The 24,569-nt window shown below is 37.5% G+C and carries 26 protein-coding genes; 24 read left to right on the top strand and 2 right to left on the bottom strand.

Going from position 1 to position 24,569, the window contains the following annotated elements; translation table 11 throughout:
- Positions 1 to 14 precede the first annotated feature (14 nt).
- The gene (locus tag ACIQYS_RS12345; RefSeq protein ID WP_402979958.1) at positions 15 to 2,051 is read left to right on the top strand and encodes a bifunctional diguanylate cyclase/phosphodiesterase; all 2,037 of its coding nucleotides are present in this window, start codon (positions 15 to 17) and stop codon (positions 2,049 to 2,051) included.
- Positions 2,041 to 2,967, top strand: coding sequence for a DUF2971 domain-containing protein (locus ACIQYS_RS12340; protein ID WP_402979955.1), 927 nt, complete (start codon positions 2,041 to 2,043; stop codon positions 2,965 to 2,967). Before ACIQYS_RS12345 ends, ACIQYS_RS12340 begins: the two co-directional genes overlap by 11 nt.
- Before the next feature lie 43 nt (positions 2,968 to 3,010).
- Here ACIQYS_RS12340 and ACIQYS_RS12335 read toward each other — a convergent pair whose 3' ends face one another.
- The gene (locus ACIQYS_RS12335; RefSeq protein WP_402979952.1) at positions 3,011 to 3,499 is read right to left on the bottom strand and encodes a methylated-DNA--[protein]-cysteine S-methyltransferase; all 489 of its coding nucleotides are present in this window, start codon (positions 3,497 to 3,499) and stop codon (positions 3,011 to 3,013) included.
- Between the two features lie 262 nt (positions 3,500 to 3,761).
- Here ACIQYS_RS12335 and ACIQYS_RS12330 point away from each other — a divergent pair, with 262 nt between their 5' ends.
- The 22 genes from ACIQYS_RS12330 to ACIQYS_RS12225 all read left to right on the top strand — a co-directional run bounded on the left by ACIQYS_RS12330 (position 3,762) and on the right by ACIQYS_RS12225 (position 23,306).
- Positions 3,762 to 4,358 (top strand): TetR/AcrR family transcriptional regulator, encoded by a 597-nt coding sequence (locus tag ACIQYS_RS12330; RefSeq protein WP_402979949.1) that lies wholly within the window; start codon positions 3,762 to 3,764, stop codon positions 4,356 to 4,358.
- A gap of 16 nt (positions 4,359 to 4,374) precedes the next feature.
- Positions 4,375 to 5,268: an ABC transporter ATP-binding protein gene (locus ACIQYS_RS12325; protein WP_402979946.1), complete on the top strand. Its 894-nt coding sequence runs from the start codon at positions 4,375 to 4,377 to the stop codon at positions 5,266 to 5,268.
- Positions 5,268 to 6,872 (top strand): ABC transporter permease, encoded by a 1,605-nt coding sequence (locus ACIQYS_RS12320; RefSeq protein WP_402979943.1) that lies wholly within the window; start codon positions 5,268 to 5,270, stop codon positions 6,870 to 6,872. The genes ACIQYS_RS12325 and ACIQYS_RS12320 overlap by 1 nt, the downstream gene beginning before the upstream one ends.
- A gap of 142 nt (positions 6,873 to 7,014) precedes the next feature.
- Positions 7,015 to 7,719, top strand: coding sequence for a hypothetical protein (locus ACIQYS_RS12315; RefSeq protein WP_402979940.1), 705 nt, complete (start codon positions 7,015 to 7,017; stop codon positions 7,717 to 7,719).
- A gap of 1 nt (position 7,720) precedes the next feature.
- Positions 7,721 to 8,458, top strand: a complete 738-nt coding sequence (locus ACIQYS_RS12310) for a hypothetical protein (protein ID WP_402979937.1) — start codon at positions 7,721 to 7,723, stop codon at positions 8,456 to 8,458.
- 293 nt (positions 8,459 to 8,751) lie between these two features.
- Positions 8,752 to 9,348, top strand: coding sequence for a hypothetical protein (locus tag ACIQYS_RS12305; RefSeq protein ID WP_402979932.1), 597 nt, complete (start codon positions 8,752 to 8,754; stop codon positions 9,346 to 9,348).
- A 256-nt stretch (positions 9,349 to 9,604) separates the two neighbouring features.
- Entirely contained in the window at positions 9,605 to 10,225 is a 621-nt protein-coding gene (locus ACIQYS_RS12300) for a TetR/AcrR family transcriptional regulator (RefSeq protein ID WP_402979929.1), read from the top strand.
- A 12-nt stretch (positions 10,226 to 10,237) separates the two neighbouring features.
- Positions 10,238 to 10,915, top strand: a complete 678-nt coding sequence (locus ACIQYS_RS12295) for an MBL fold metallo-hydrolase (protein ID WP_402979926.1) — start codon at positions 10,238 to 10,240, stop codon at positions 10,913 to 10,915.
- 2 nt (positions 10,916 to 10,917) lie between these two features.
- A complete protein-coding gene (locus tag ACIQYS_RS12290) occupies positions 10,918 to 11,268 on the top strand; it encodes a YrdB family protein (RefSeq protein WP_402979923.1) in 351 nt (116 codons plus the stop codon).
- Between the two features lie 76 nt (positions 11,269 to 11,344).
- Entirely contained in the window at positions 11,345 to 12,049 is a 705-nt protein-coding gene (locus tag ACIQYS_RS12285) for a GntR family transcriptional regulator (protein ID WP_402979920.1), read from the top strand.
- 996 nt (positions 12,050 to 13,045) lie between these two features.
- Entirely contained in the window at positions 13,046 to 13,468 is a 423-nt protein-coding gene (phnG, locus tag ACIQYS_RS12280; protein ID WP_402979917.1) for a phosphonate C-P lyase system protein PhnG, read from the top strand.
- Between the two features lie 14 nt (positions 13,469 to 13,482).
- Positions 13,483 to 14,079 carry a phosphonate C-P lyase system protein PhnH gene (gene phnH, locus ACIQYS_RS12275; protein ID WP_402979914.1) on the top strand — a complete coding sequence of 199 codons (597 nt, stop codon included), beginning with the start codon at positions 13,483 to 13,485 and terminating at the stop codon, positions 14,077 to 14,079.
- Entirely contained in the window at positions 14,079 to 15,194 is a 1,116-nt protein-coding gene (locus ACIQYS_RS12270) for a carbon-phosphorus lyase complex subunit PhnI (RefSeq protein WP_402979911.1), read from the top strand. Before phnH ends, ACIQYS_RS12270 begins: the two co-directional genes overlap by 1 nt.
- A complete protein-coding gene (locus ACIQYS_RS12265) occupies positions 15,184 to 16,050 on the top strand; it encodes an alpha-D-ribose 1-methylphosphonate 5-phosphate C-P-lyase PhnJ (RefSeq protein ID WP_402979908.1) in 867 nt (288 codons plus the stop codon). Before ACIQYS_RS12270 ends, ACIQYS_RS12265 begins: the two co-directional genes overlap by 11 nt.
- Positions 16,043 to 16,882 carry an ATP-binding cassette domain-containing protein gene (locus tag ACIQYS_RS12260; RefSeq protein ID WP_402979905.1) on the top strand — a complete coding sequence of 280 codons (840 nt, stop codon included), beginning with the start codon at positions 16,043 to 16,045 and terminating at the stop codon, positions 16,880 to 16,882. Before ACIQYS_RS12265 ends, ACIQYS_RS12260 begins: the two co-directional genes overlap by 8 nt.
- Positions 16,883 to 16,896: 14 nt before the next feature.
- Positions 16,897 to 18,078 carry a phosphonate metabolism protein PhnM gene (gene phnM / locus ACIQYS_RS12255; RefSeq protein WP_402979900.1) on the top strand — a complete coding sequence of 394 codons (1,182 nt, stop codon included), beginning with the start codon at positions 16,897 to 16,899 and terminating at the stop codon, positions 18,076 to 18,078.
- A 20-nt stretch (positions 18,079 to 18,098) separates the two neighbouring features.
- On the top strand, positions 18,099 to 18,821 hold the full coding sequence (gene phnL / locus ACIQYS_RS12250; RefSeq protein ID WP_402979895.1) for a phosphonate C-P lyase system protein PhnL: 723 nt from the start codon (positions 18,099 to 18,101) through the stop codon (positions 18,819 to 18,821).
- Positions 18,811 to 19,617 (top strand): PHP domain-containing protein, encoded by an 807-nt coding sequence (locus ACIQYS_RS12245; protein ID WP_402979892.1) that lies wholly within the window; start codon positions 18,811 to 18,813, stop codon positions 19,615 to 19,617. The genes phnL and ACIQYS_RS12245 overlap by 11 nt, the downstream gene beginning before the upstream one ends.
- A 143-nt stretch (positions 19,618 to 19,760) precedes the next feature.
- Entirely contained in the window at positions 19,761 to 20,801 is a 1,041-nt protein-coding gene (locus ACIQYS_RS12240) for a PhnD/SsuA/transferrin family substrate-binding protein (RefSeq protein WP_402979889.1), read from the top strand.
- Between the two features lie 78 nt (positions 20,802 to 20,879).
- On the top strand, positions 20,880 to 21,653 hold the full coding sequence (gene phnC / locus ACIQYS_RS12235; RefSeq protein WP_402979886.1) for a phosphonate ABC transporter ATP-binding protein: 774 nt from the start codon (positions 20,880 to 20,882) through the stop codon (positions 21,651 to 21,653).
- Between the two features lie 13 nt (positions 21,654 to 21,666).
- On the top strand, positions 21,667 to 22,455 hold the full coding sequence (gene phnE / locus ACIQYS_RS12230; protein ID WP_402979883.1) for a phosphonate ABC transporter, permease protein PhnE: 789 nt from the start codon (positions 21,667 to 21,669) through the stop codon (positions 22,453 to 22,455).
- A complete protein-coding gene (locus ACIQYS_RS12225; protein ID WP_402979880.1) occupies positions 22,455 to 23,306 on the top strand; it encodes an ABC transporter permease subunit in 852 nt (283 codons plus the stop codon). Before phnE ends, ACIQYS_RS12225 begins: the two co-directional genes overlap by 1 nt.
- Before the next feature lie 331 nt (positions 23,307 to 23,637).
- Here ACIQYS_RS12225 and ACIQYS_RS12220 read toward each other — a convergent pair whose 3' ends face one another.
- Positions 23,638 to 24,411: a DeoR/GlpR family DNA-binding transcription regulator gene (locus ACIQYS_RS12220; RefSeq protein WP_402980163.1), complete on the bottom strand. Its 774-nt coding sequence runs from the start codon at positions 24,409 to 24,411 to the stop codon at positions 23,638 to 23,640.
- Positions 24,412 to 24,569 lie beyond the last annotated feature (158 nt).

The following is a 24,569-nucleotide window of genomic DNA, read 5'->3' as shown; positions in this document are numbered from 1 at the left end:
AAAGAGTGACGAGCATGTTCACTACTCCTTCTGGAGAACAATTTATCGAATTACATGGAAGTTATTCCATTTTACTTGTTTTCTTGTCGGTTATTATAGCTACAGTTGCTTCTTATACAGCAATATCAATGAATGATCGAGCGCAAAAAAATAGTTTTATTCCTCGAAATATTTGGCTAATGTTAGCATCTATCGCAATGGGTTTTGGAATATGGTCCATGCATTTTATAGGAATGAGTGCTTATTCATTGCCAGTTGAAATGCAGTTTCATAGACTATTAACGGTTGTATCAGTTATACCAGCTATGATCGCATCATTTTTTGCGTTTTATATATCTAATCGCTCGAAGAGAACTTTTTGGGCGTATACATTTGCTGGTGCTGTAATGGGATTGGGCATATCTACCATGCATTACATAGGAATGTATGCAATGGAGATGGATGTTCTATATGCATATGATAAAGGTTTGTTTGTAGCATCTATTAGCATTGCAGTGATTGTTTCTGTTACAGCAGTGTATGTATTTTCTAGTTTCCATCGATTTGTAGTAAATCGATTTATCCAGTTAATAACGGCTATCGTTATGGGACTTGCTGTTTCCAGTATGCATTACACAGGGATGGCTGCTATTACCTTTTACGTTCCAAATGACTTTATTCCGGATCCGAAGCACATGCATAGGATGAACATGAATGGAGTTGCAATAAGCGTAACTACTGGAATGATTGTTTTACTTGGATCCTTACTATTTTCTAGCCTGGTCGATCGTTATGTAGGATACCGAGCCAATTATTTTGATGTGTTAACAAAATTACCGAATCGTCGTTTATTTGAGCAAAAGTTAAGTAAGCCGGTATTTCCTGAGCATTTAGCAATTTGGCATATACATGATTTTGAAAAAGTGAATAGAGAGTATGATTACCAGTTTGGCGACGAGGTTATACAATGGGTTGCAAAATTGTTAGAGTCATCCACTTCCAAAATGGTGGACTTATACCGAATAGAAGGCAATCGTTTTGCTTTTTTGACGAGGGATATTTATGAAGAAAAACAAATGCGAGAAGAGATGGAGAAAGTAGCGCAATTACTTCGTCAGCCGCTTTCTATTCGCAATCAGGAAGTGACGATCAAAGCTATATGTGCAATTTCAAAAGCATATAATTATGATGAAGCATCGAGTATTTACGCAAATGCGCTAAGTGTTTTAAATCACCCATCCCTTCAATACAACCATGAGGTAGTTTCGTATGATCCATCTATTCATACATATACGTTTGAAAGAGAAATTGTAGATGATGTATTAAGTGCAATGTATAAAGGTGAACTATATCTTGTATTTCAGCCTAAAGTTAGTATGCCAACAAATGAAATAATGGGAGTGGAAACATTACTAAGGTGGAATCATCCTGTTTATGGAATGCTCTCACCAGGCGTCTTCATTCCTATTTTAGAAAAACATGATCGAATGATTGAAGTGACGGATTGGATTATTAAGCTTGTCTGTCGTCAAATTTCCATATGGAATGTCGAGGAACTTCCTTTTGGTCAAGCAGCGATTAATATTCCAGGTCAGTATGTCACTTCTCTGCGTTTATTAGAAGTATTAAAACGCACTTTGAACGATTATGATGTGAAACCAGTGCAATTAGAGCTTGAGATTACAGAAACAAGTTTTGTGAAAAATATTGGCGAAGCGATGCGAGCAGTAAGCATTTTTCGCCAAGAAGGATTCTCCGTAGCATTAGACGATTTCGGTACAGGTGTCTCTTCTTTATCCTATTTAAAGCAGATGCCGATATCTACGCTAAAAATAGATAAGTCGTTCATCGATGAAATACCGCATTCAAAAAAGGATTCATCGATTATTCAAGCGATTATTGGACTTGGAGAGTCATTAGACTTAAGCATCGTATTTGAAGGGGTCGAAACGAAGGAACAAGTAGAGTTTTTAGTCGCCACATGTAAAAATCCAATTATTCAAGGTTACTACTTTGCAAAGCCGATGAAGCCAGAAGAACTACGAGAGTGGAGGAATAAAGATGTCGAATGAACAGTTTCAATCTATAATGAATAACCGCCCAATCGATTCTAAGTCACTTATTCCATTCATTAGTAAAGAATTCAAAACGCATTTCACGAAAGATATTACCGCATTGTATCATTACACGGATCTAGAAGGAGCCCAAGGGATAATTAGCAACAAGACATTTTGGGCTTCTCATATAAAATTTATGAATGATTCCAAAGAATATAGCCATGGCTTGGAAATATGTGAAGCAATTGTACAAAATTTAATGCAGGAATTTCCAAAAGAAAATCCAAAACGTGCCTATTTGGAGAAAGTATTTACAATTTTAGAAGAACAAGATACGGACATTTTTGTCGTATCTTTTTGTGAAAGTGAAGATTTACTTAGTCAATGGAGGGGATATAGTCGTAGCAAATATGGTGTATCAATTGGTTTTGACTATGCTGCTCTTTTTGACGTCTCTTTTCATCTAAGCGAAGAAAACTTCTTTCCACGAAAAGTCATTTACAACCATCAATTACAACAGCAGATCATTCATCGTATCATCGAAGTCGCGTTAGCTAGTATTGAAATGAATGCTGACAAACTAGCATATTCACCGAAAGAAGTAGCGAGAACAATCGGGTACTTCTTGCCGCTATTCAAACATTCTACTTTCTCCGAAGAAAAAGAATGGCGAATCATCGTAACAAACTCCAAAAGCATGCCTTATCAACACGAATTGAAATTCCGTGCCCGCGATAATATTATTTTGCCCTATATCGAATTGCTAACGCATAACAAAGTGACGCAAAATGATAACCAACTCCCGATCAATCAAATAACAGTCGGTCCTTCTGGAACAAATGAGTTTACAGCTAGAAGCCTTAACTATTATTTAAAAAATGTAGGATATCCAACGGTACCTATTAAAATATCCCATATTCCATACCGTTAAAAAGGATAAACTAGCAACTGAAAAAGTGAAAAAAGCCCAGCAATCATATTGGAAGTTTAGTAATGCCTTTTTCATGCGCAAGTAACCATTCTTTTCTCCACACGCCACCTGCATATCCAGTTAGTTTCCCATCAGAACCGATAATTCGATGACAAGGAACTACGATACTTAGTTTATTTTTGCCGTTTGCACTTCCTACAGCACGAATGGCTTTTTCATTTCCAATGCTAATCGCAATGTCTTTATAAGATCCAGTTTCCGCATAAGGGATAGTCAATAACGCATTCCATACACTTTTTTGGAATTCTGTCCCAATACTAGTATAAGGAAATGAAAACGCTCGTCGCTCGCCTTTAAAATATTCATCCATCTGAACATAGCATTCTTTAAGTACAGCTGGGGTTTCCTCCTGTAACGAATGTACAACAACATCCTGCTCAGCAAACATAATAGAACTTATTGCTTCCTCTGTACCGATGATTTCCAAAACCCCAATAGGAGTTGGGTAATCGACTTGAAATAATTTACTCATTTAACAACCTCCGTTTTTATGTAATTACCTTTTCGTATGTGAGTTAATAATAACCTCAAAAAAGTGGTATAACAAAAAGTTAGTGTGTGGCTCCAACTTTCAATTGGTTATGGTAAATAAAACAGGTGGAAAATTCAGACCATATACTAGTTCGGTCGATATATACCATACTTTTATCGACCGAGCTGGTCTAATATTACTATTTTGAATATAAACTAATGACATATAGGGGTGATTCGGAATTACAAAGTCATTTGAAAATTTGGATGCTAGTAAACAAAAAAGAATTATAGACGCTGCGTTAAAAGAATTTAAGGAAAAGGGTTTTGAATTAGCCTCCACAAATCAAATAGTAAAGCAAGCTGGAATTGGAAAAGGAATGCTCTTTTATTATTTTAACAATAAACAGGATCTTTATTTGTACTTAATGGAATATTGTTTGAAAGTTGTGGAAGAGGAATATTTTAGTGCAATTGATGAAAATGAGCCGGATTTATTTGAAAGAATGAAACAAATTGTAGTAGTTAAAATGGAGTTTCTTTCGAAATATCCAGATGCCATCAATTTTATAGGAACTATTCTATTGAATAATCAAATCGATGAGAACATAAAATCTCGGATAGAGTCGTTGCACGAAACAGGATACGCTAAAATTTTTGGGAAAATCGATTCTACACTTTTTAAAGAGGGTATAGACATTCAAAGGGCATTTAATTTAATCCGGTGGTCAATTGAAGGTTATGAAAATGAGTTAAGGCGACGTTTGAAAGGTCAGGAATTGAATGAACTGGACTATTGGCCATATATAGAGGAGTTTTATAGTTATCTAGATATGATACGAACCTGTTTTCACAAATAAGGGAAGGGTGAGAAACTTGACGATTGTTAAAACGACTAACTTAACAAAAAAGTTTGGAAAGTTGACTGCTCTAGATTCTGTAAATCTCGATGTGAACGAAGGGGAAGTGTATGGGTTCATCGGTCCAAATGGAGCAGGTAAGTCCACGACTATTCGATTGCTACTTGGAATGATTAAAGCAACAGAAGGTGAAGCCACTATTTTTGGATTGGATGCTTGGAGAGATGCCGTTGATATTCATAAGCGTATTGCCTATGTGCCTGGCGATGTAAATTTATGGCCGAACTTAACAGGCGGAGAAGTGATCGATCTTTTGATGAAATTGCGAGGTGCGACAAATAAGAGCCGGCGCGAAGAAATGATTGAAAGGTTTCAATTAGATCCATCTAAAAAGTGTAGAACGTATTCAAAAGGAAATCGCCAAAAGGTTGCATTAGTAGCAGCATTTGCATCGGGTGCTGACTTATATATATTAGATGAACCGACATCAGGATTAGATCCACTGATGGAAAGAGTGTTTCAAGAATGTGTAATGGATGCCAAGGAAAATGGGAAAAGCATACTACTATCCAGTCACATTTTATCGGAAGTTGAAAAATTATGTGACAGAGTAGGGATCATTCGTGAAGGTAAAATGATCGAAACAGGTACTCTAAATGATTTACGTCATTTAACCAGAACAAATTTAGTTGTCGAAACGAAACTACCGATTCTCGGATTAAGTGAGTTTATAGGAGTATATGCAATGGAAGAAAAGAATCGGACGCTTTCATTTCAAGTAGACGCAGAATATTTGGATAGTGTGATTAGACATATTAGCCAGTTTGGCATTGTAAGGCTAGAAAGTACCCCCCCTACATTAGAAGATTTGTTTATGCGCCATTACGAGGGAGCGGGAGGCGTACTCTAATGTCAAAACAGCTGTTCAAACATGCAGGGATACTTGTACGATTTCAATTACGTCAGGATCGTTTACGGATTGTTATTTGGATTATCGCATTAGTACTAATAACTTGTAGCACGGCTTCCGCATTTTCGAATTTGTACAAAACTACGGAGGAAAGACAGGCAATTGCACAAACAATGTTGAACCCTGCAATGACCGCAATGGTTGGTCCTAGCGAAGGGCTAGATAATTATACAAATGGTGCAATGATGGCTCACCAAATGCTACTTTTTACTGCTATAGCGGTAGCTATCATGAGTATTTTGCTTGTTGCAAAGCACACTCGCACGGAGGAAGAGGATGGCCAAATGGAAATGGTCCGTGCTCTACCTGTTGGACGTTTGTCGAATTTGAGTGCGACTGTTCTAGTAGTTATTGGAACAAACATATTGTTAGTATTCATCATGGCGTTTGCTATGTATGTATTGAAGCTCGACAGTATAGATTTACAGGGATCGCTATTATATGGAGCAGCATTAGGTGGAACGGGAATTTTTTTCGCAGCTATTACGGCTATATTTGCTCAACTGTCCGAGAACTCTCGTGGGACGATAGGGTTAAGCTTCGCTGTGCTTGTGCTGGCGTATTTGATTCGTGCAATAGGTGATGTTGGCAGTGGAACACTTTCCTGGTTTTCACCATTAGGGATGATAATAAAAACGGAAACGTATGTTTACAATTACTGGTCGCCGATTTTATTGTTGTTAGGTTTAGCATTTCTTTTAATGATACTTGCATTCTATTTGAATTCCATTCGTGACTTAGATGCAGGATTTTTACCTGCAAAGCCGGGCAAAATACATGCTTCAAACCTTCTGCAAAGCCCAATTGGTCTTGCACTAAGAATTCAGCGTACGGGACTAATCGCTTGGGCAATCGGGATGTTTATTTTGGGTGCATCCTATGGCTCTGTTTTAGGAGATTTAGAATCTTTTTATAAAGATATAGACATAATGGATGCTTTAATAAAACCAATGGAAGGATTTTCATTAACAGAGCAGTTTATCCCTGTGTTAATGATGATAATGGCAATGTTTAGTACAATTCCTGCAATAATGACAATTTTCAAGTTAAAGAGCGAGGAGAAGAAGAATCATACGGAGCATTTATTAAGTCGAGCAGTATCGCGAACAAAGGTAATGGGAAGTTATTTTGTAGTTTCGATGGTTATTAGCTTGGGGATGTTATTGTTGGCGATAATTGGATTATGGTCCGCAGGTTTAGCAGTGATGGCCGATGCAATTTCTATTAGTACAATCTTAGAATCAGCGCTTGTTTATTTGCCTGCCATGTGGATGATGATTGGTCTTGCAGTATTATTGGTAGGCTTATTTCCACAATTCACAGGCTTCACTTGGGCATATTTTGTATATTCGTTCATTGTCGTTTATCTTGGAGGTTTACTTCAGTTACCCGATTGGGTGAGTAAACTCACACCATTTGGGCATATTCCACGGATTCCGGTGGAAGAGATGAATGTTATGACGCTTTCCATGTTGATAGTAATAGCGATGGTTCTAACGATTGTGGGGTTCGTCTCTTATAATAGACGAGATATTTTGGGTTGATGGAAATAAGGATGGAAATGTAAGGTGTTGTCATCGAGTATTCCAATTCGGAATATACTCATGGTAACGCCTTTTTTACCTAATTTATGAAGGTAATACTGGAAGTTTTGTCGAATTTAAGGAAACGAGGGGGATGATATTGTTGTGGAATGGAAATATCATAGAAATTGCGACATCCATAGCAGCTTGGATAATCATTGTGGTACTGGCAATTCGCATCTATAAAAAACAATTGGAACAGCCAAAAACTTGGAAAACAATTATTGTCATCTTAATAGGGCTCTTTTCTTTTTCGATTAATTGGGATGTCTTTGATACACTCGTTCAGATTGCAATTTTACCACTTGGCGTATGGATTTTATATGCATTTTTAAATAGAAAGGATGGACTGTGGGAGAAATATCGATATTATGCGTGGCTAGGCTTTTGGTCTAATTTCATTTTCTTAAGTACGGCATTAATTGCTATACCTATCAATTACTTCGTCTACCCTGAGAATGAACCGCGAACATATATATCAAATGTTGAAAATGCATCGATTATTGCAATCCATCCATCTGCAAAAGAACATATGGTAGTTAAGGAAAACTTACAGAAGCCTATACATAATTTAAAAACGAAAACATTTTTTAGTAATGAATGGTATAACGAAACGTATATGGAAGCGGGGGCTGACAAAAGAAAAGAACGATTTCCATATTTACTTATAAATACTTTGCCTAAATGGGGAAGTGGATTAGGCGCGGCTATTTATATCGAAAAAGATGGAAAAGGGCTTTTAATAGCAACTCCGAAAAAGCAGTATTATTTTCAATCCGACGAATCACTTATAGAGGAGGGGAAATGATATGACAAAGAAAAAGTTATGGAGCTTTATAGGAATTGCTGGAGTTTTGCTTTTTGGAACAATCTTTTATTTATTTTCTTTTACGAAACCAACGCCATTTCCCTCTAATGAGGAGTCAATAGATGAGATACGCAGTGTTTTTCCACAAGCAGGTGACGGAGCTATTCTAAATACTATTTTCCTAGATAATCGCCATGTGTATGTTCCGTTTCTTTCGGATGCGAACGCTAATGGAATGAGCTTATGGGAATGGAAAAGTCAAAAATGGAAAGTTGTATATGTTACTACGAACGGACAGCCGTTAGTATGGAGGATAGACAAAAAAGATCCATCCACTTATCGGGTAGTGTGGAACTTTTCAACACAAACTAAGGTAGATTACATGAAACTTTACTTGATGAAGAGAAGAAATTATTATGTAAGTAATAATGTGGAGCATTACTATCCAGGTGTTCAAATGGAAGAAAAAATAATCATTTCAGAAAATCCATATGGCAGCATGCAAATGCCAAAAGAATGGATTTCTATCATACAGTCAACCAATAAACTATCACCAAGCGAGTCGGGTTTGTTTACTAACTATATGAATTATCCACAATACTTTACTTTTCGTTGGTTGCCTTATGATAAAGTTGACAACGTGATTGACCCAATAAAACTTCCAAATGGAAATTCTATTTGGAATGATGTGATCGACCTTGAAAATGTTTTATGGATCGATGAATCGGAACTGGAATAACTGAAAATAATAAGAGCCCCCAAAACTTGAAATCTGCAGTGACCTAGAAAAATGAGACAAATAAAACATCTTTCGTTGAAATACGGGTATACAATACCTAAATTATCAATTCGGAGGTGTTTTTTCTATGGGAACAAGAGTCAATTATCCAGTTGATTCCTTGGCTTTTTTTAATAGGTTTTTAGTCTAATTTACCCGTGTACTTCTAATCTTCTAAAGCAATTACTAACATGTTAATATTACTATTTGAATTCTAAAAATAATACTATATTTACCTATTAAGGAGAGATTTTGTGATTAAAAAAAGTATTTCTATCCTATCGCTTCTCTTTTTGCTTGCTGCTTGTAGTCAGGGAGACACAAATAAGCCGGTTGAAAATGAAAAGGAAACAGAAACAAATGACATTGTAACGTTACCAGAGACCGATGAAGAATCGAATGTAGAAACTGATTCTGAGGATAATATAGAAATTTCAACCAATTTATTTGAGGAAGAGTTTTGGAATGTTATAGGTGATGCTAAAATAAAAAAATTCCCAATTACCCTTGGAGCAAGCTACGAAGAAACGAAAGAAAAAATGGGCCAACCAAAAGAAGAATTTAATATGGAGGGTGGATTGTGTGCTGACTATGAAGATTTCATCATATGTAAAGCAGACGATAAAGATGAAATCCTCTACTTCACATCCAAAATTCCAAACAAAGTTACTATTGAAGATTTCAAAGGCGTACTTGGCGAACCAGATAGTGCAGATTTAATTGAACATCCATACACAGCTTATAGATATTCTTATGGTTTAGGTGATACTACCATATTTTTGGATGTACTTTCCGGAGATTCGAAAGGGAATATAGATGAAATAACGGCGTTAAAATTCCCACAACAATAAATGAAGAATTAAAACCAGAAACAGGTAAACGTTTCTGGTTTTTTGCATCTAAATATAAATCTAATAGGCACATAAAGATTTAGTTGGAAAAATGTTAGGTTTAGTTGTAAAAAATTCATATTTAGTTGTAAAAGTAAATGCTTTAGTTGGAAAACAACAGAAATCACAGAAAATTCCTTCAAAAATCATATTGACACAAAACTAACCACTGGTTATATTATAACCAGTGGTTAGTTTTGTGGGAAGAAGTGATTATATGAAAAGTAAACAAGTGCAACGTTCAGAAGAAACAAAAAAACAGATTTTACAATCAGCAGGAAAGTTATTTGCCAAAAAGGGATACGATGCAGTAACGATACGAGAAATTGCTAAGGATGCGGGTTGTTCTCATACAACAATTTATCTTTATTTTAAAGATAAGGATGCGCTTCTGCACCAGCTTTCTATGCCTTCTTTGCATGAATTACATGAACAATTGCAACAAATTTCAAAAGTAAGTACATCCTCAGCGGAAGACAAACTAAAAGAAATTAGTCATGAATATATTTACTTTTGCTTAAACAATCGCAATATGTACGATGTTTTTTTCAATGCAAAATCTTCAAGAGTAGATGAAGAAGTGCCAGAACTAGAAATCAATAAACTGCGATTGGAAATTTTTGCGCTGATGAAGGTAGTAATCCAGGAGTGCCTTTCTATTCCAAACGATGAACAATTATTGACCTTATCCCGTATTTATTATTATCAGTTGAATGGTATTTTAAGTACTTATTCGTATCAACATGAACCGCTTAACGTATTAATGGAGAGATTGACGCCAACGTTTGACCTTGCAATTGAAATACTTTTATTGGGCTTCAAAGAAAAATTAAAATAAGGGGATATGACGATGAAAGCGGAAAGGATTTCTGAACATATTTGGAGCTTAAAAACGTGGATGATAGTTCCTATTCACGTGTGGGTCGTTGTGGATGAAGACGGGGTCACATTAGTAGATGCTGGAATGCCGATGATGGCAAAAGCAATAAAGAAATTTATAAAACAACTGAATGCTGGACCACTAAAACGAATCCTCTTAACGCACGGTCATTCAGATCATGTGGGAGCGGTAAAGGCAATCGTAGCTGAGAATGAGGTGCCTGTATATGCACATCGAGTGGAAATTCCTTATTTAGAAGGAGAACTTCTTTATCCGAAACGAAAGAAATTGGAATACAATTTGCCTAAACAATTAACGCAACCCCTTTTAGAAGACCAGTTTGGAAACTTAAGAATAGTTGATGGACTAACACCATATTTGACTCCAGGGCACTCCCCAGGTCATGTCGTGTATTATCATGAGCAAGATAAGGTTTTGTTAGCAGGCGACCTTTTTAACTCCAAAAAAGGAAAGTTACATCCGCCTATGTTCACGCCTTTTATGGATGAAGCAATTCAAAGTAGTGCTATTGTGAAGGAATTAAAACCAAAGCGACTCGAAGTATGCCATGGTAGCACAGTGTTTAACCCTGCTGAACAATTAGAAGGATATGTTCAAAAAACTGAGAAGAAATTCGGAGGGGATTAATCGTGCTGGCTGTTTACTATGTAGTATTAGGTCTATTTTTTCTAATGGAATTATGTACACTTGCGGCTTTTTCCTATTGGGGCTTTCATATGAATCGCGGATGGCTAATAAATAGTTTATTAGGATTAGGTACCCCACTCCTAATAGCAGTGTTTTGGGGGACTTTTATCGCACCAAAAGCTTCCCATCCAGTGTCAGTTCCATTAAGAATTATACTTCAATCTATTATATTTGCTCTAGCCGTAGCAGCTTTATATTTTTCAGATAAAAGCAAACTTGCAACTATATTTGGGATAGTTGTATTGGTGGAAACGATCTTAATGTACGTAATTGAAGAAAGATACATTCTGTAAATAGTAGGTATTGTTATAGTATAATGAAGCTAAAATAAAGGATCAAAACCAAGGGGGGATCCCTATTTCAGCGGATATGGAAACACAAATTATCGACGACATCATGTATCAAATCGTTTCAAAAACAATGAAGCACGGGGAAAAACTACCTTCAGAAAACAAACTTGCTACCAATTATAAAGTGCCCAGAATGACGGTAAGGAACGCACTGATAAAATTAGAAGAACGAGGATATATTTACTCCGTTCAAGGAAAAGGGCGTTATTTAAAAGAAGCATCCACTCAAATTCAGCTACATTTAACAGGAAAAACAAGCTTTACAGATAAAATGAAAGAAGCAGGGTATCATTTAAAAACAGAGAATATCCTCTGCGAAAAAATAGCGTATAACGAACAACTCTATCCAAAAATAAACGCAAGCAAAGAGGATAATGTTTATAAAATAGGACGAATTCGGTATATTAACGGGGAACCAATAGCCATTCACTATTCCTATGTGGGTGATAAGATGTTCCCGGAAATTGCGGAAGACGGTCCAAAGATTGATTCAATGTTTGCTTACTATCGAAAACTCGGCTACAGCGAATTTGCAAGTCAAAAAAGTTTGTTAAGCATTACGTTTCCAACTTCCGAGGAACAACAATTACTTTCTTGTAAAAGCATGGTACCGCTCATCGTCGTGGAAAGTGATTGCATCGATGTAGCTTCAAACAAAGTGCTCGAACATACGAAAATACTGTATCGAAGTGATAAATTTAAATACGATATTACGATGGATTGAAAAGCAGGTAAAGGACGAAATTGTCCTTTACCTGCTTTTTTTATGTTCTGGGAAATGTATAACCAAACAACATAAGGTATGCCTATATTAATCGCAATATAGAGATAATGCGTCGTAAGAAAGCTCTGTTAAGTGTCCTCTGGGATTTCCGCTTCAGGGCGGATGCTTTCCGTGGGGTGAGCGATGAGCCTTCACCGCCGCTTGCGCGTACGTTGTGAAGTCTCACCTGACTCACTTAGGAACCAAGGCTAGGAGCGCCACATCGTGTGGCAACGCCTTCGTGACCAACATCCTGTTGGCCTCCGCTGGAGTCACCGCCCTTTCGCTCCAATCCAAAAGGAATTGCTTATTTATCAGTACCGACTCGCTAAGACTAAATATTATGCAGTTTTTCACATGTGTGCATCCAGAAAATGACCTTGGGTAATAAATCAGTCATGGAAAGCAACCAATTCTTGAAATAACAAGTTTACTTGGAATGAGACGCCGATGAATAAGGTGGTTTATCCCAACAAATGGTTGAGTTAATTAGGCTTTTATCCAATTCCTTTTATGTTAGAGACAGCATTTTCTAATTAGGTTTACTAAATAGCACACAGTGAACCTGAGCAATTTACATCTCCGAACTGCAGACACTAAATTAGAAAGAAATTCTCATGAATTGAAGCGGAAGGGCGGCGACTCCTGCCGGATGAGTGAGACAGATGAACCATCGCAGGCGAACGCGCAGCGTCGGCGATGGTTCATCGCTCACCCGGCGGAAAGCGTCCGCCCTGCAGTGAAAATCACAGCGGACACTTCACTTCTTACGACGCATTATCCCTATATTATGCATGAACTATCGATTATTAAGGCAGTTTTTTCATCGTAAAATATACCGAACATGCCAACTAAATGAGTCCAATTATTAAGAAAATTTACAAACATTTACGATACCTTAAAACACAGCAACTTGGCAACAAGTTAAGATGAACTTGCAAAGGAGGATTCAACCTTATGAAACGAAGAAGAAGAACCGAGATTCTTATTCAAGAAAATGGCCACTTAGCACAAAAGCTAGCAGAAACGATTATAGATGCATATGAATGCAAAGAAATTCTGGCACCGCAATATGGATTAACGATGATCAAAATGCGTGAGTCCGCTAAAAACTCCTTATTTTATATAGGAGAAGTTCTTATAACAGAAGCAAAGGTAGAGATAAATAATTGCATCGGTATAGGAATCGTTGTAGGCATAGAAGATGAACTTGCCAAACACCTTGCAATAATCGATGCAGCATATAAAGCAGAATTACCAGAAACAACTATGTGGCAAACACAACTAATTGAAGTGGAAAAACAGATCACAAAGGAACGCGCGAAAAAACAAGCTGAGCTTTTCAAGACGAAAGTCAGCTTTGAAACAATGGAAGTCTAACAGGAGGGAAAGGTATGGCAATTGATCAAGTACATGATTTGCAACAAGTTTACAGAAAAATATTGCACAGTATGTCACGACCAGGCACAATTTCTTCTTTATCAGAAATCGCAGAACAAGTAGATTACAATCTACCTTGCTTTGAGGCAACTATCTTAAGTGCGATGACATTTCTAGATGCAGAAGTGACATTTCATATTCTTTCAACAGAGCAACAAAACTTAATAGATAAAATTTCCGCATATACATCCTCAAAATATGCACCGATTAACGAAGCGGATTTTATTATTATTCTTCAGAAAGATACAGAAGAGTCCATTAAACATGCTATCGCGGAGTGTAAAAATGGCACGCTCATTGATCCGCAACATTCTTCGATATGGATTATGGAAAGTTCAACCTTATCTAATTCGGGCGAACTAACATTAACTGGTCCTGGTATACAACATGAAGCTAGGCTACATACAAGTTTAAGCCGGACATTGTGGCAAGCAAGAAACGAACGAACGAAGGAATATCCACTAGGCATCGACTTGATTATCACAGATGAGAATGCCCAAGTTGTCTGCATTCCTCGTACAACTACAGTGGAAATTACGGGGGTGAGCTAATGGGTTATGTTCCAGTAAAAGGTGGTACACAAGCAATTGATGCCTCTATTAAACGTTTAAAATACGAGCGTCTAAAAGGACAGGAAACAATAGAGATCCATACCATTATGTCCACGATGCGTGGAATGATTGATCAAGTAATGTCCGAAAGTAGCTTATATTCACCTTTCCTAGCGGCGCTAGCGATTAAACAAGCGGAAGGTAGTATGGAAGAAGCCGTTTTCCTTATGCGTGCGCATCGATCTACATTGCCTCGCTCTTATTACAGTAAGACTGTGGAACCCGAGGCTATGCTAGTCGAACGTCGCATTTCCGCAAGTTTTAAAGATATCCCAGGTGGTCAACTATTAGGTGCTACTTATGATTACACGCATCGATTATTAGATTTTGATTTGCTAGGTGAAAGTTCAGAAAGCATCCAGCAGTGGCTAAACAACTACCAAGAGGAATTGCAGCAGGTAGAAACTTTCGAGGAAGTGAAATATTTCCCTAAAGTAGTAGATTATTTACGCGAAGAAGGGCTGTTTGAGAAATACGAGGAAAACAACACAGCGCCTAAAGACATTACCAAACAAAGTTTACAATTTCCTTCTACTAGAAGTGAGAGACTACAAGTATTGACGCGTGGGCAAACGGGAGCTGTCACATCTCTTGGATATGCTTCTTTACGAGGATACGGGCAAGTGCATCCGAACGTCGGCGAAGTGCGTGTTGGCGCTGTTCCTATTTATGTAGGCCATCCAAATGAAATGGAACACGATACAGATGACGACTTTTATATCGGTGACATTAAAATAACAGAAGTGGAGTCATTTGTCCCGACACAAGTGAAAAATGCCAACAATGAATATGAATTACAATTTGAAATTGGCTACGGCATTTGCTATGGGCAAAATGAAACGAAGGCGATTGCTATGAGTATTTTAGATCAATGTCTCGAGCACCCAGAAGCTAACTTTCCTACACATGACGAGGAATTTGTTTTATTGCACATCGATTCTGTGGAGTCGACAGGGTTTATTTCCCACTTGAAATTACCGCATTATGTGACGTTCCAATCCAGACTGGATAGTGTACGTCAAGTGAAGAAAGAGGTGCAGGAAGTTGAAAACTAATACGCATTTTGCTTTTTTCGATGAAGGTTCAAAAAAAGAAATTCGTCGGGCGATTATGAAGGCTGTTGCGATTCCTGGCTACCAAGTGCCGTTTGCTTCTAGAGAAATGCCTATTGCGAGAGGTTGGGGCACAGGTGGTTTGCAAATTACACTTTCCATTATCGGAAAATCCGATGTGTTGAAAGTGATTGACCAAGGAGCAGACGAGTCTGTTAATGCCGTAAGCATAAAAAAGTTAGTCCATGAAACCACTGGCGTTGAGCTAACCGAACAAACGGAAAAAGCGAGCATCATCCAATCGAGACACCGTATTCCAGAAGTGATATTAAACGAAGATCAAATTATCGTCCTGCAAGTTCCAATGCCGGAACCACTACGCAAAGTGGAAGCGAGCGAATATATGACAAAGAGAATGCATGCAGAAGATGATTATAGCGGCGTGTGGCTCATGTTATTCGAACAAATTATGAAATACGGCAAGACGGCTACTGGTGCAGACCATCCGGTGTATGTAAATAATCGGTATGTAATGGCTCCTAGTCCGATACCTCGATTTGATAACACCAAACTGCACCAATCAGAAGCTTTAATACTACTGGGAGCAGGGAGAGAAAAGAAAATATATGCAGTACCCCCTTATACAAATGTAAAATCACTTGCTTTTGAAGATTATCCATTTACGGTAGAAGCTTTTGAAGACAAACATTGTCACTTATGTAGTTCAACAGATGTCTTTTTAGATGAATTAACCGACCCGGAAACCGGAGAAACGATTCATCAATGTAATGATACAAGCTACTGTATAGAGCAGTTGAATAAGAAAGCAGAAGCGGAGGTGCAAACGAGCTATGCATGAAGTGCCAATATTACAAGTTAGAAATCTACAAAAGCAGTTCGGTACAGGGTGTGCAGAGTGTCGACAAGTGGAAACTAGGAAACTAGTGAAAAACTTTTGCGAGAGCTGTGGCACCGTGTATGCTTGCCAAGATATTTCATTCGACTTGTATCCAGGAGAAATATTAGGGATTGTTGGGGAAAGTGGAAGTGGAAAATCGACGATGATGCAATGTTTATACTTTGATAGCGATGTGTCATCAGGAGAAGCGTATATCGACACGCCCGAATTGGCGAACAACAATGTATTTGAAATGTCCGCGCAGCAAAAGCGCTCCATCCGAAATCATGTGTATGGTATGGTTTATCAAAATCCAGTGCAAGGATTGAAAATGAACTTTTCTTCGGTTGGTAATATAGCGGAGAAACTAATCGCGGCTGGAAACCGAAACGTTGGTCAAATGGAAGCGACGAGTAAAAGGCTGCTAGAAAACGTGCATATCCCGTTGCATCGTATGAAAGAAGAACCGAGAAACTTCTCTGGAGGGATGCAACAACGTGTTCAAATTGCGAAAGCATTATCAAACAATCCACCGATATTGTTTTTGGATGAAGTAACAACAGGGCTAGATTTATCTGTACAAGCAAATGTACTCGATTTAATCAAAGTAATCCAACGTGATTTAGGGATTAGCATGATTGTCGTATCACATGATCTAGCCGTTATACGTATGCTCGCAGACCGCACCATTGTTTTACTGAACGGGAAAATTATCGAAGAAGGTTTAACGGACCAAGTGTTAGAAGACCCACAACATGAGTACACGCAACAATTAGTCTACTCATTACTATAGGAGGAACGACCACTTTGTATATTATTCATAACGGAAAAGTTATAACAGAAGAAGGAATTATCGAAGGAAAAGCAGTCGTTGTTGTGGGAGAGATCATTGAATCGATTATCCCGGAAGCAGACATAATAAATTATCCAAATGCGCAAGTGATCGATGCAAGAGGTGGATATATTTCACCAGGTTTTATCGATATTCATTCCGATTATATCGAAACAGTTGCATCGCCAAGACCGACGAGCATGATGGACTTCAATATTAGTTTAAGAGAAGCAGAGAAAATATTAATCAGCCATGGAATAACGACGATGTTCCATTCTCTTTCTTTTTACAAAGAAGACGTATTTACTCATAAACCGATGCGAAATCCGAAAAATATTCAGCGAATGGTAGATGCGATTGATGCGACGCATAATGAATTGCATTTAATACGCCACCGTTTACATGCACGTTTTGAAATAGACAATATCGATGAAGTAGAGAGTCTTGTCCAAAACATCGAAGACGGTAAAGTACATTTACTATCCTTTATGGATCATACTCCTGGTCAAGGACAATACCGTAATTTAGAAGTGTACCGCGAAACATTAAAAGGATACCGTAATATTTCGGATGATGACGTAAATGTGCTCATTGCGGAACGACAAAGTACGGAGTATTTAACGATTGAAAAAATAAAAGAAGTGGCAGATATCGCTTTATCTAGAGGAATTGCGGTTGCCTCGCATGACGATGATGATATAAAGAAATTAGAATTAGTGCAATCATTCGGAACGACAATAAGTGAGTTTCCTATTACGCTAGAAGTCGCTAAAAAAGCAAAAGAAATCGGTTTACATACAATTGCAGGTGCACCAAATGTGTTGCTTGGTGGATCACACTCTGGCAACTTATCTGCAGCAGAAGCGATTACGCATGATTGTGTTGATATTCTTTGTAGCGATTATTACCCTGCAGCATTATTACATGCCATATTTGATTTACATGAAAAACAAGGAAATGATTTACACAAAATGTTCATGATGGTCACACTTAATCCTGCAAAAGCAGTACGCATGGATGAAGAACTAGGCTCGATAAAAGTTGGGAAAAAAGCCGACATTCTTATCATTGAAAGAATGGAAGATGGATATCCAATGCTAACTGCAACAATGGTTAATGGTGCATTAATAACGACGACCAATTACCGGATTAAATAACGAAACGAGGAGATAGTCATATGGCAATGCTAGAAATAGTGGATTTTGGCAAACGATTCACCATTCATCATTTAGGAAAAACGATGCCCGCTATCGAAAATATCAATCTTTCGTTGGAAGCAGGAGAATTCATCGGTATTGTCGGTAAGAGTGGTAGCGGAAAGTCCACCATACTAAAAAGTATTTATCGAACGTATTTACCTGATAAAGGGAAAATTATGTACGACTCCGAACGCTTTGGAGAAATTGATTTGGCACAAATCTCAGAAAGACAAATGTTGTACTTGAGAAAATATGAAATTGGCTATGTGTCACAGTTTCTAAGTGTGATGCCAAGAACAACATGTCGCCAGCTCGTAACGAATGCATTACTAGAAATGGGTGAGTCGGAAACAGTTGCAATCGAAGAAGCAGAAAAAGCATTAGCTCATTTTGAATTGGATCCAAAACTATGGGACAGCTATCCAAATACATTTTCCGGTGGGGAAAAGTTACGACTAAACATTGCGATGGCAACTGTGAAGAAGCCTAGACTATTACTACTGGATGAACCAACTGCAAGCTTGGACCAACAATCCAAAATAAAAGTTCGAGAAATCATCGAGAAACTAAAAAAACAAGGCACCACTTTAGTTGGAATTTTTCATGATATCGAATTTATGGATGGATTATGCGACAAGGTTTACGACATGCAAACAAGACAACTGGCTACCACAAAAGAGGTAGTAAGTCATGAAAGCTGATTTACATGTTCATAGTAGCTACTCAGACGGATCTGAAACAGCCGAAAAAGTGATGAAGCTTGCAAAGGAGCGCGGTGTCACACAAATTAGTTTTGTCGATCACGATACCGTTAAAGGACGACATGAAGTGACAATACTCGGTGAAAACTACGGAATAGAAGTCATACCAGGTATTGAAATCTCTGCGTATGACTTTAAAAGAGATCGTAAAGTACATGTGCTAGGTTATAACTATAATGCCAACGCAGTACATATTCGATCAATTTGCGATAATTTACTCAAACGACGGCAAGCTCATTCCCTTTGGCAAATAGAACAAATCCAAACCGCAGGATATGAACTAGATATCCAACAAATCATAGAAACAGCTAAGCCTTCAGAGACGATTTACAAACAGCATATTATGCGTCATTTAACAGAAGCCGACTATACATCTCCTGCATATAAGCAATTGTATAAAAGCTTGTTTAAAGGAGACGGGGTAGCATCAGGGGACATTGTATACATTGATGCAGTCGATGCTGTGAAAGCAATTGTTGCAGACGGGGGACTTGCTGTCGTAGCACACCCTGGTCAACTAGATTCGTATGATCTGATTCCACAGCTTGTGCCATATGGTTTAGGAGGAATTGAAAGAAATCATCCAGATCATACAGCGGAAGATTATCAAAAAGTAGAAGCTTTAGCACAGCAATTTGGCCTTGTAATGACAGGTGGGTCAGATTACCACGGTTTGTACGGGACGACGATTGAACTTGGAGAGTTTTCTAGCCCATCTAATCTTCTTAACGTTTAAAAAAGTTGATGTAAATTAAGTTAATAGTATATAAAGTTACTGTAAATTCCCACAATTGTAAAAAATAATATGGTTCAATGTAATAGTAAGGTGAACTGTCAACATTGCACTGCCATTTTATTTAGCGAAAAGGAGAATTATTAATGAAGAAAAGTTGGTTTGGAATTAGCCTGTTTTTAGTAGTTGCTCTATTATTATCAGCATGCTCAGAAGGAACAGCTGGAGCTAAAGAAGCAAAAGTGGATGACGTAATTAAAATTGCCTGGTACCCAAATGAATCTGGTACAGATATGAAAGCTTCTCGTGATGAAATTGGTCGAGTAATTGAAGAAGCAACAGGCAAAACAGTAGAACACCAATTAACAACGGATTATGCAATTGCCATTGAAACATTGATCAATAATAATGCAGACCTTGCATTTATGGGAGCACAAGGTTATATCGAAGCGAAAAATGGAAACGATGCTATTCAACCATTAGTTGTACCTACTGGTAAATCAGGAACATTAGATGATGCATTGTATCACAGCTGGTTAGCAGTAAATGTAGACGCACAAGATGATTTTAAAGTGAACGGAGAATTTTCATTAGATACATTAGAACAAAAAAGTATGTCTTTTGTATCGAATAGTTCAACATCAGGTTTTGTTGTCCCGTCATCATCAATTATTGGACATTATGCCAAAAAATCTGGCTTTGAAAATTTAGTTCCAGAAGATTTAATGGAAGGCGGACCACTATTCTCACAAGTATTATTCGGCAACTCACACCAAGGTTCGGCAGTTAACTTATTAAGTAACAATTCAGAAGTTGCAGCTTTCTGTGACACTTGCGTAGGAAACTATGTAGAAGTTGTAAAAGGCGAAGAAAACAAAGTAGGATCTGTTTATAAAGTAAAGGACGATGCAGCAGAACCTTTTAACACAGTAACTGGAAAAGAATTTATTTTAATGTCAGTGACACCGGTATTAAATGCACCATTCGCAGCAAACCTAGAAGCATTAGGTCAAGAAGATTATGATACATTAAAAAAATTATTCGCTTCTGATGAAGTAGCAAATAATGAAAAGATCTTCGTTCCAAAAGATTCTGGAGAACCAGGATTATTCTTCAAAACAGAAAATGAAAGATTTGCAGAAGTGGAAGATGCATGGTTTAATCCAATCCGTGAGCTTTCTAATTAATTGAATGTACTTTTGAACAAATAGAGCATGCATGTCTTATCGTGCATGCTCTAATTTACAAAAAAGGAGGTTAAAAGCGTGTCTTTAGTTGAAGTGAGAAATTTAGGTAAATCTTATAATGCACAAACGAGAGTATTAAAGGATGTTAGTTTTGAAGTAGAAGCTGGAGAATTTGTTTCCATTATCGGTCTGTCGGGAGCAGGAAAATCGACGCTATTACGATGCATTAATCGAATGGTTGAAATCGATGAAGGAAATGTCATTTTTGATGGTCTAGATGTGGGAAGTCTAGACAAAAAAAAATTACGTAAAATGCGCACTAATATCGGAATGATCTTCCAGCATTATAACCTCGTACCCCGCTTATCTGTTATTGAAAATGTATTACACGGTCGTTTAGGATATAAAACAACGCTACAAGGTGTATTTAATCGATTTACCGAGATTGAAAAAGAGCACGCATTTTTCCTATTAGAAAAGTTAGGTATCGCAGATCATGCGTATAAAAGATGTGATCAATTAAGCGGTGGACAACAGCAACGCGTTGGTATTGCGCGTTCTCTCATTCAGGAACCAAAAGTTGTGCTTTGTGATGAACCAATCGCTTCACTAGATCCAAATTCCTCTGAAGTTATTATGGATTACTTAAAATCGATTACGAAAGAACTTAATATTGCATGCATCGTAAACCTTCATCAAGTGGAAATTGCATGTAGTTATTCGGATCGTATTATTGGTTTAAGTAAAGGTAATGTCGTATTTGACGGTCCGAGCTTCATGCTTACTGCCGATAATACAGATGAAATTTATGGGACAAAAACGGTAGAGACTAGAAAACTAGTCACTGTGTAAGGGGCAACTAGACGTGAATGAAAAAGAAATGCGGAGCCAGCGAAAATGGCAAACGATTATCTGGGTAGCAATTATTATTGTGTTTACGTATATAGCATCTGACGTTACAAATTTTAACATAATTCATGGAATTACAACATTACCGAATGCAGCTACATGGATAATTTCTAATCTGTATATTACGCCAGAAACGCTCGAAAGATTACCGAAAATACTAAAGAAATTAGCCGAGACGATCCTTATGTCTATTGCTGCTACTACAACAGCGACAATCTTTTCATTATTTTTAGGGTTAATGGGCTCTAAGACAACAGGTACTAGTAATGTACTAGGCGTAATCGCACGATTTGTTGCTTCTGTCGCACGAAATATTCCAGTGGTTGCTTGGGCATTAATACTACTTTTATCTTTTGGTCAAAATTCGATAACAGGATACTTGGCATTATTTGTAGGCTCTTTAGGCTTTTTAACGAGAGCATTTATTGAAACAATAGATGAAGCGAGTCATAGTGCGGTAGAGGCGCTCCGAGCTACAGGTTCTACTTACTTTCAGATCGTCTTCAAAGCAGTTATTCCTCAATGTCTACCTCAAATGATCAGCTGGATTTTGTTTATGATAGAAACGAACATCCGTAGCGCCACATTAGTTGGCATTTTAACAGGGACGGGAATTGGATATTCTTTTGACTTGTATTATAAGATGCTTAACTATAATGCGGTAGCACTTGTTACTTTTACGATCGTCCTCTCCGTAATTATTATTGAGCTTATATCAAACAGAATACGGAAGGTGATTTTATAATGGAAGCCACTTCATCTTATGTAAAACGGAGAGCGAACGGTCGAATATCGATTAAATCGGGCAACAAGGTAGAGCAAGTCATGACCGGGACAATCGTCATTTTATCACTTTTAACAATACTTGCCTTTTTCTTCTTCAATTATGCAGGACTAGATATGGCCAAGGCCATCCCCGAAACGGCTTATAACTTGAAAACAATGTTCTTGGAGCCAGCTTTGAGCCATTTCACTTGGGGGGAAGCAATTTATCAAGTAGGTATTACACTTGGATTAGCCTTTCTAGCAACGATTCTTGGCGCTGTGATTGCATTTTTCTTAGCGTTGATGGCGGCAACGAATCTATCAAATCCATGGATGTCCAAGGCGATACGAATTTTAGTTGCCTTCATTCGCGCGGTACCAACTGTTTTATGGGTTCTAATCTTCGCAATTGCTGCTGGACTAGGAAGTGAAGCAGCTGTACTAGGAATGCTTTTCCACTCAATTGCCTACTTGGTCAAAGCATTTTCGGAAGCTTTTGAAGAAGTCGATAAAGGAATTTTAGAAGCACTGACGGCAACGGGTGCTAACTGGTGGCATATCGTCACACATGCAGTTTTACCATCTACGTTCACTTATTTGTTATCATGGACGTTCTTGCGATTTGAGATCAACTTCTCTGTAGCTGTCGCAATGGGAGCTGCAGCAGGAGCGGGAGGTATAGGATTTGAACTGTTCATGGCATCAGGATTTTACTTTGATATGCGTGAAGTTGGATTAATCACTTATATGATTCTATTGCTAGCGGTTGTTTTGGAGATTATGTCTACTCAATTGAAAAATCGCTACTTTCCAGTAAAAGCTAGTAGATAATAAGAAAAGGGCTTTCCGGCTGACGGAAAGCCCTTTTTTAAAAATGGATATGTTAAAGGAAAGGACTAATTTGTCGTAAAATTTACATTATTTTTTAAAGTGTAGACAGTTAAGTGGCGTGCCGAAAGCCAAATGATTGAAGGAATTGAGCCCCATAATGTGGAGGAAAAGTGAGCGATAACTTCAAACCCTTACCTATCTGTATAAACAGGACCATCATTTTGATGGTCTATTATTATGCCCAGAACATCAAGTAGATTTCGAAGGCCGAAATGTGAAATGTTACTCCTAAACTAGGGTGCCGGTTTAGGTGAACAAGCAGTATAGTGGCTTAATGTGGAGAAAGAATCCGAATATCATGTTTGCTATATTCCTCTACCATATTAGATGATAATGAACTATCGGTAACGATCAAGTCAATATCCTTTAGTGGACAAATATTGATGTAAGAAGATGTCTCAAACTTTGATGAATCAGCAACTACTACTTTATATTTTGTCCGTGACATAATAGTTTGAATAACGCCTACTTCATGCATTCTAAAATCGGTTAAACCGTGTTCAAGTGATAATGCATTCACCGTGATAAAAGCAATATCAATATTGAAATTAGACAAGACTTCTTCACATTGTTTCCCATATAATGTATATTCATCTGGATTAAAAAAGCCTCCAGTGAGGATGACATTGAAATGTTTGTTCTCTCCAAGAATCGATAAAATACGAAGATCGTTTGTAATAATGGTTAATCTTTTAAACCTTCCAACAAGTGCTTTTGCAATTTCGATCGTCGTAGTCCCGCCGTTTAGAGCAATCGCTTGCCCCTCTTCAATTAATTCAATTGCTACAGAGGCAACTTCTTCTTTTTTTTCTAGATTTTTGACTTCTCTTTCATTAAAAAGCTTGTTTACAACATTATCAGTATTTTGGATTAAAACAGCCCCGCCGTGAACGCGTTTTACGTTTCCTTTATTCTCAAGAACCTCTAAATCTCTTCTTACAGTATCGATTGAGACATCCAATAAAGTAGCGAGCTCAGAAGCTTTTACAGCTTTTTGCTGTTTTAAAAAGGATTCAATCATTTGATGTCTTTGTTCTTGTAGCATCACGAACTACTCCCCCTATTCTCTTATATAACTTTATAAAAATAATATCACAAATCTGAAAAAAGCAAAACGATGCACAAAAAAGCAATGTGTAAAGTTAAAAGTATATATTCTTTATGAAAAAAGTGTAAATGTTATGTAATTAAAGTGTAAAACCA

Origin of the sequence: Psychrobacillus sp. NPDC096426, assembly GCF_044762745.1 — a bacterium.
Lineage (GTDB): Bacteria > Bacillota > Bacilli > Bacillales_A > Planococcaceae > Psychrobacillus.
The sequence above is the reverse complement of the archived record's forward strand: the minus strand, read 5'-3'. Positions and strand labels throughout refer to the sequence as shown.

What these genes read in the sequence shown, in the direction of transcription:
- ACIQYS_RS12345 (WP_402979958.1), top strand. Translation starts at nt 15, where the DNA reads ATGTTCACTACTCCTTCTGGAGAACAATTTATCGAATTACATGGAAGT.
- ACIQYS_RS12340 (WP_402979955.1), top strand. Translation starts at nt 2,041, where the DNA reads ATGTCGAATGAACAGTTTCAATCTATAATGAATAACCGCCCAATCGAT.
- ACIQYS_RS12335 (WP_402979952.1), bottom strand. Translation starts at nt 3,499, where the DNA reads ATGAGTAAATTATTTCAAGTCGATTACCCAACTCCTATTGGGGTTTTG.
- ACIQYS_RS12320 (WP_402979943.1), top strand. Translation starts at nt 5,268, where the DNA reads ATGTCAAAACAGCTGTTCAAACATGCAGGGATACTTGTACGATTTCAA.
- ACIQYS_RS12310 (WP_402979937.1), top strand. Translation starts at nt 7,721, where the DNA reads ATGACAAAGAAAAAGTTATGGAGCTTTATAGGAATTGCTGGAGTTTTG.
- ACIQYS_RS12300 (WP_402979929.1), top strand. Translation starts at nt 9,605, where the DNA reads ATGAAAAGTAAACAAGTGCAACGTTCAGAAGAAACAAAAAAACAGATT.
- ACIQYS_RS12295 (WP_402979926.1), top strand. Translation starts at nt 10,238, where the DNA reads ATGAAAGCGGAAAGGATTTCTGAACATATTTGGAGCTTAAAAACGTGG.
- ACIQYS_RS12285 (WP_402979920.1), top strand. Translation starts at nt 11,345, where the DNA reads ATGGAAACACAAATTATCGACGACATCATGTATCAAATCGTTTCAAAA.
- phnG (WP_402979917.1), top strand. Translation starts at nt 13,046, where the DNA reads ATGAAACGAAGAAGAAGAACCGAGATTCTTATTCAAGAAAATGGCCAC.
- phnH (WP_402979914.1), top strand. Translation starts at nt 13,483, where the DNA reads ATGGCAATTGATCAAGTACATGATTTGCAACAAGTTTACAGAAAAATA.
- ACIQYS_RS12270 (WP_402979911.1), top strand. Translation starts at nt 14,079, where the DNA reads ATGGGTTATGTTCCAGTAAAAGGTGGTACACAAGCAATTGATGCCTCT.
- ACIQYS_RS12260 (WP_402979905.1), top strand. Translation starts at nt 16,043, where the DNA reads ATGCATGAAGTGCCAATATTACAAGTTAGAAATCTACAAAAGCAGTTC.
- phnL (WP_402979895.1), top strand. Translation starts at nt 18,099, where the DNA reads ATGGCAATGCTAGAAATAGTGGATTTTGGCAAACGATTCACCATTCAT.
- ACIQYS_RS12245 (WP_402979892.1), top strand. Translation starts at nt 18,811, where the DNA reads ATGAAAGCTGATTTACATGTTCATAGTAGCTACTCAGACGGATCTGAA.
- ACIQYS_RS12240 (WP_402979889.1), top strand. Translation starts at nt 19,761, where the DNA reads ATGAAGAAAAGTTGGTTTGGAATTAGCCTGTTTTTAGTAGTTGCTCTA.
- ACIQYS_RS12225 (WP_402979880.1), top strand. Translation starts at nt 22,455, where the DNA reads ATGGAAGCCACTTCATCTTATGTAAAACGGAGAGCGAACGGTCGAATA.
- ACIQYS_RS12220 (WP_402980163.1), bottom strand. Translation starts at nt 24,411, where the DNA reads ATGCTACAAGAACAAAGACATCAAATGATTGAATCCTTTTTAAAACAG.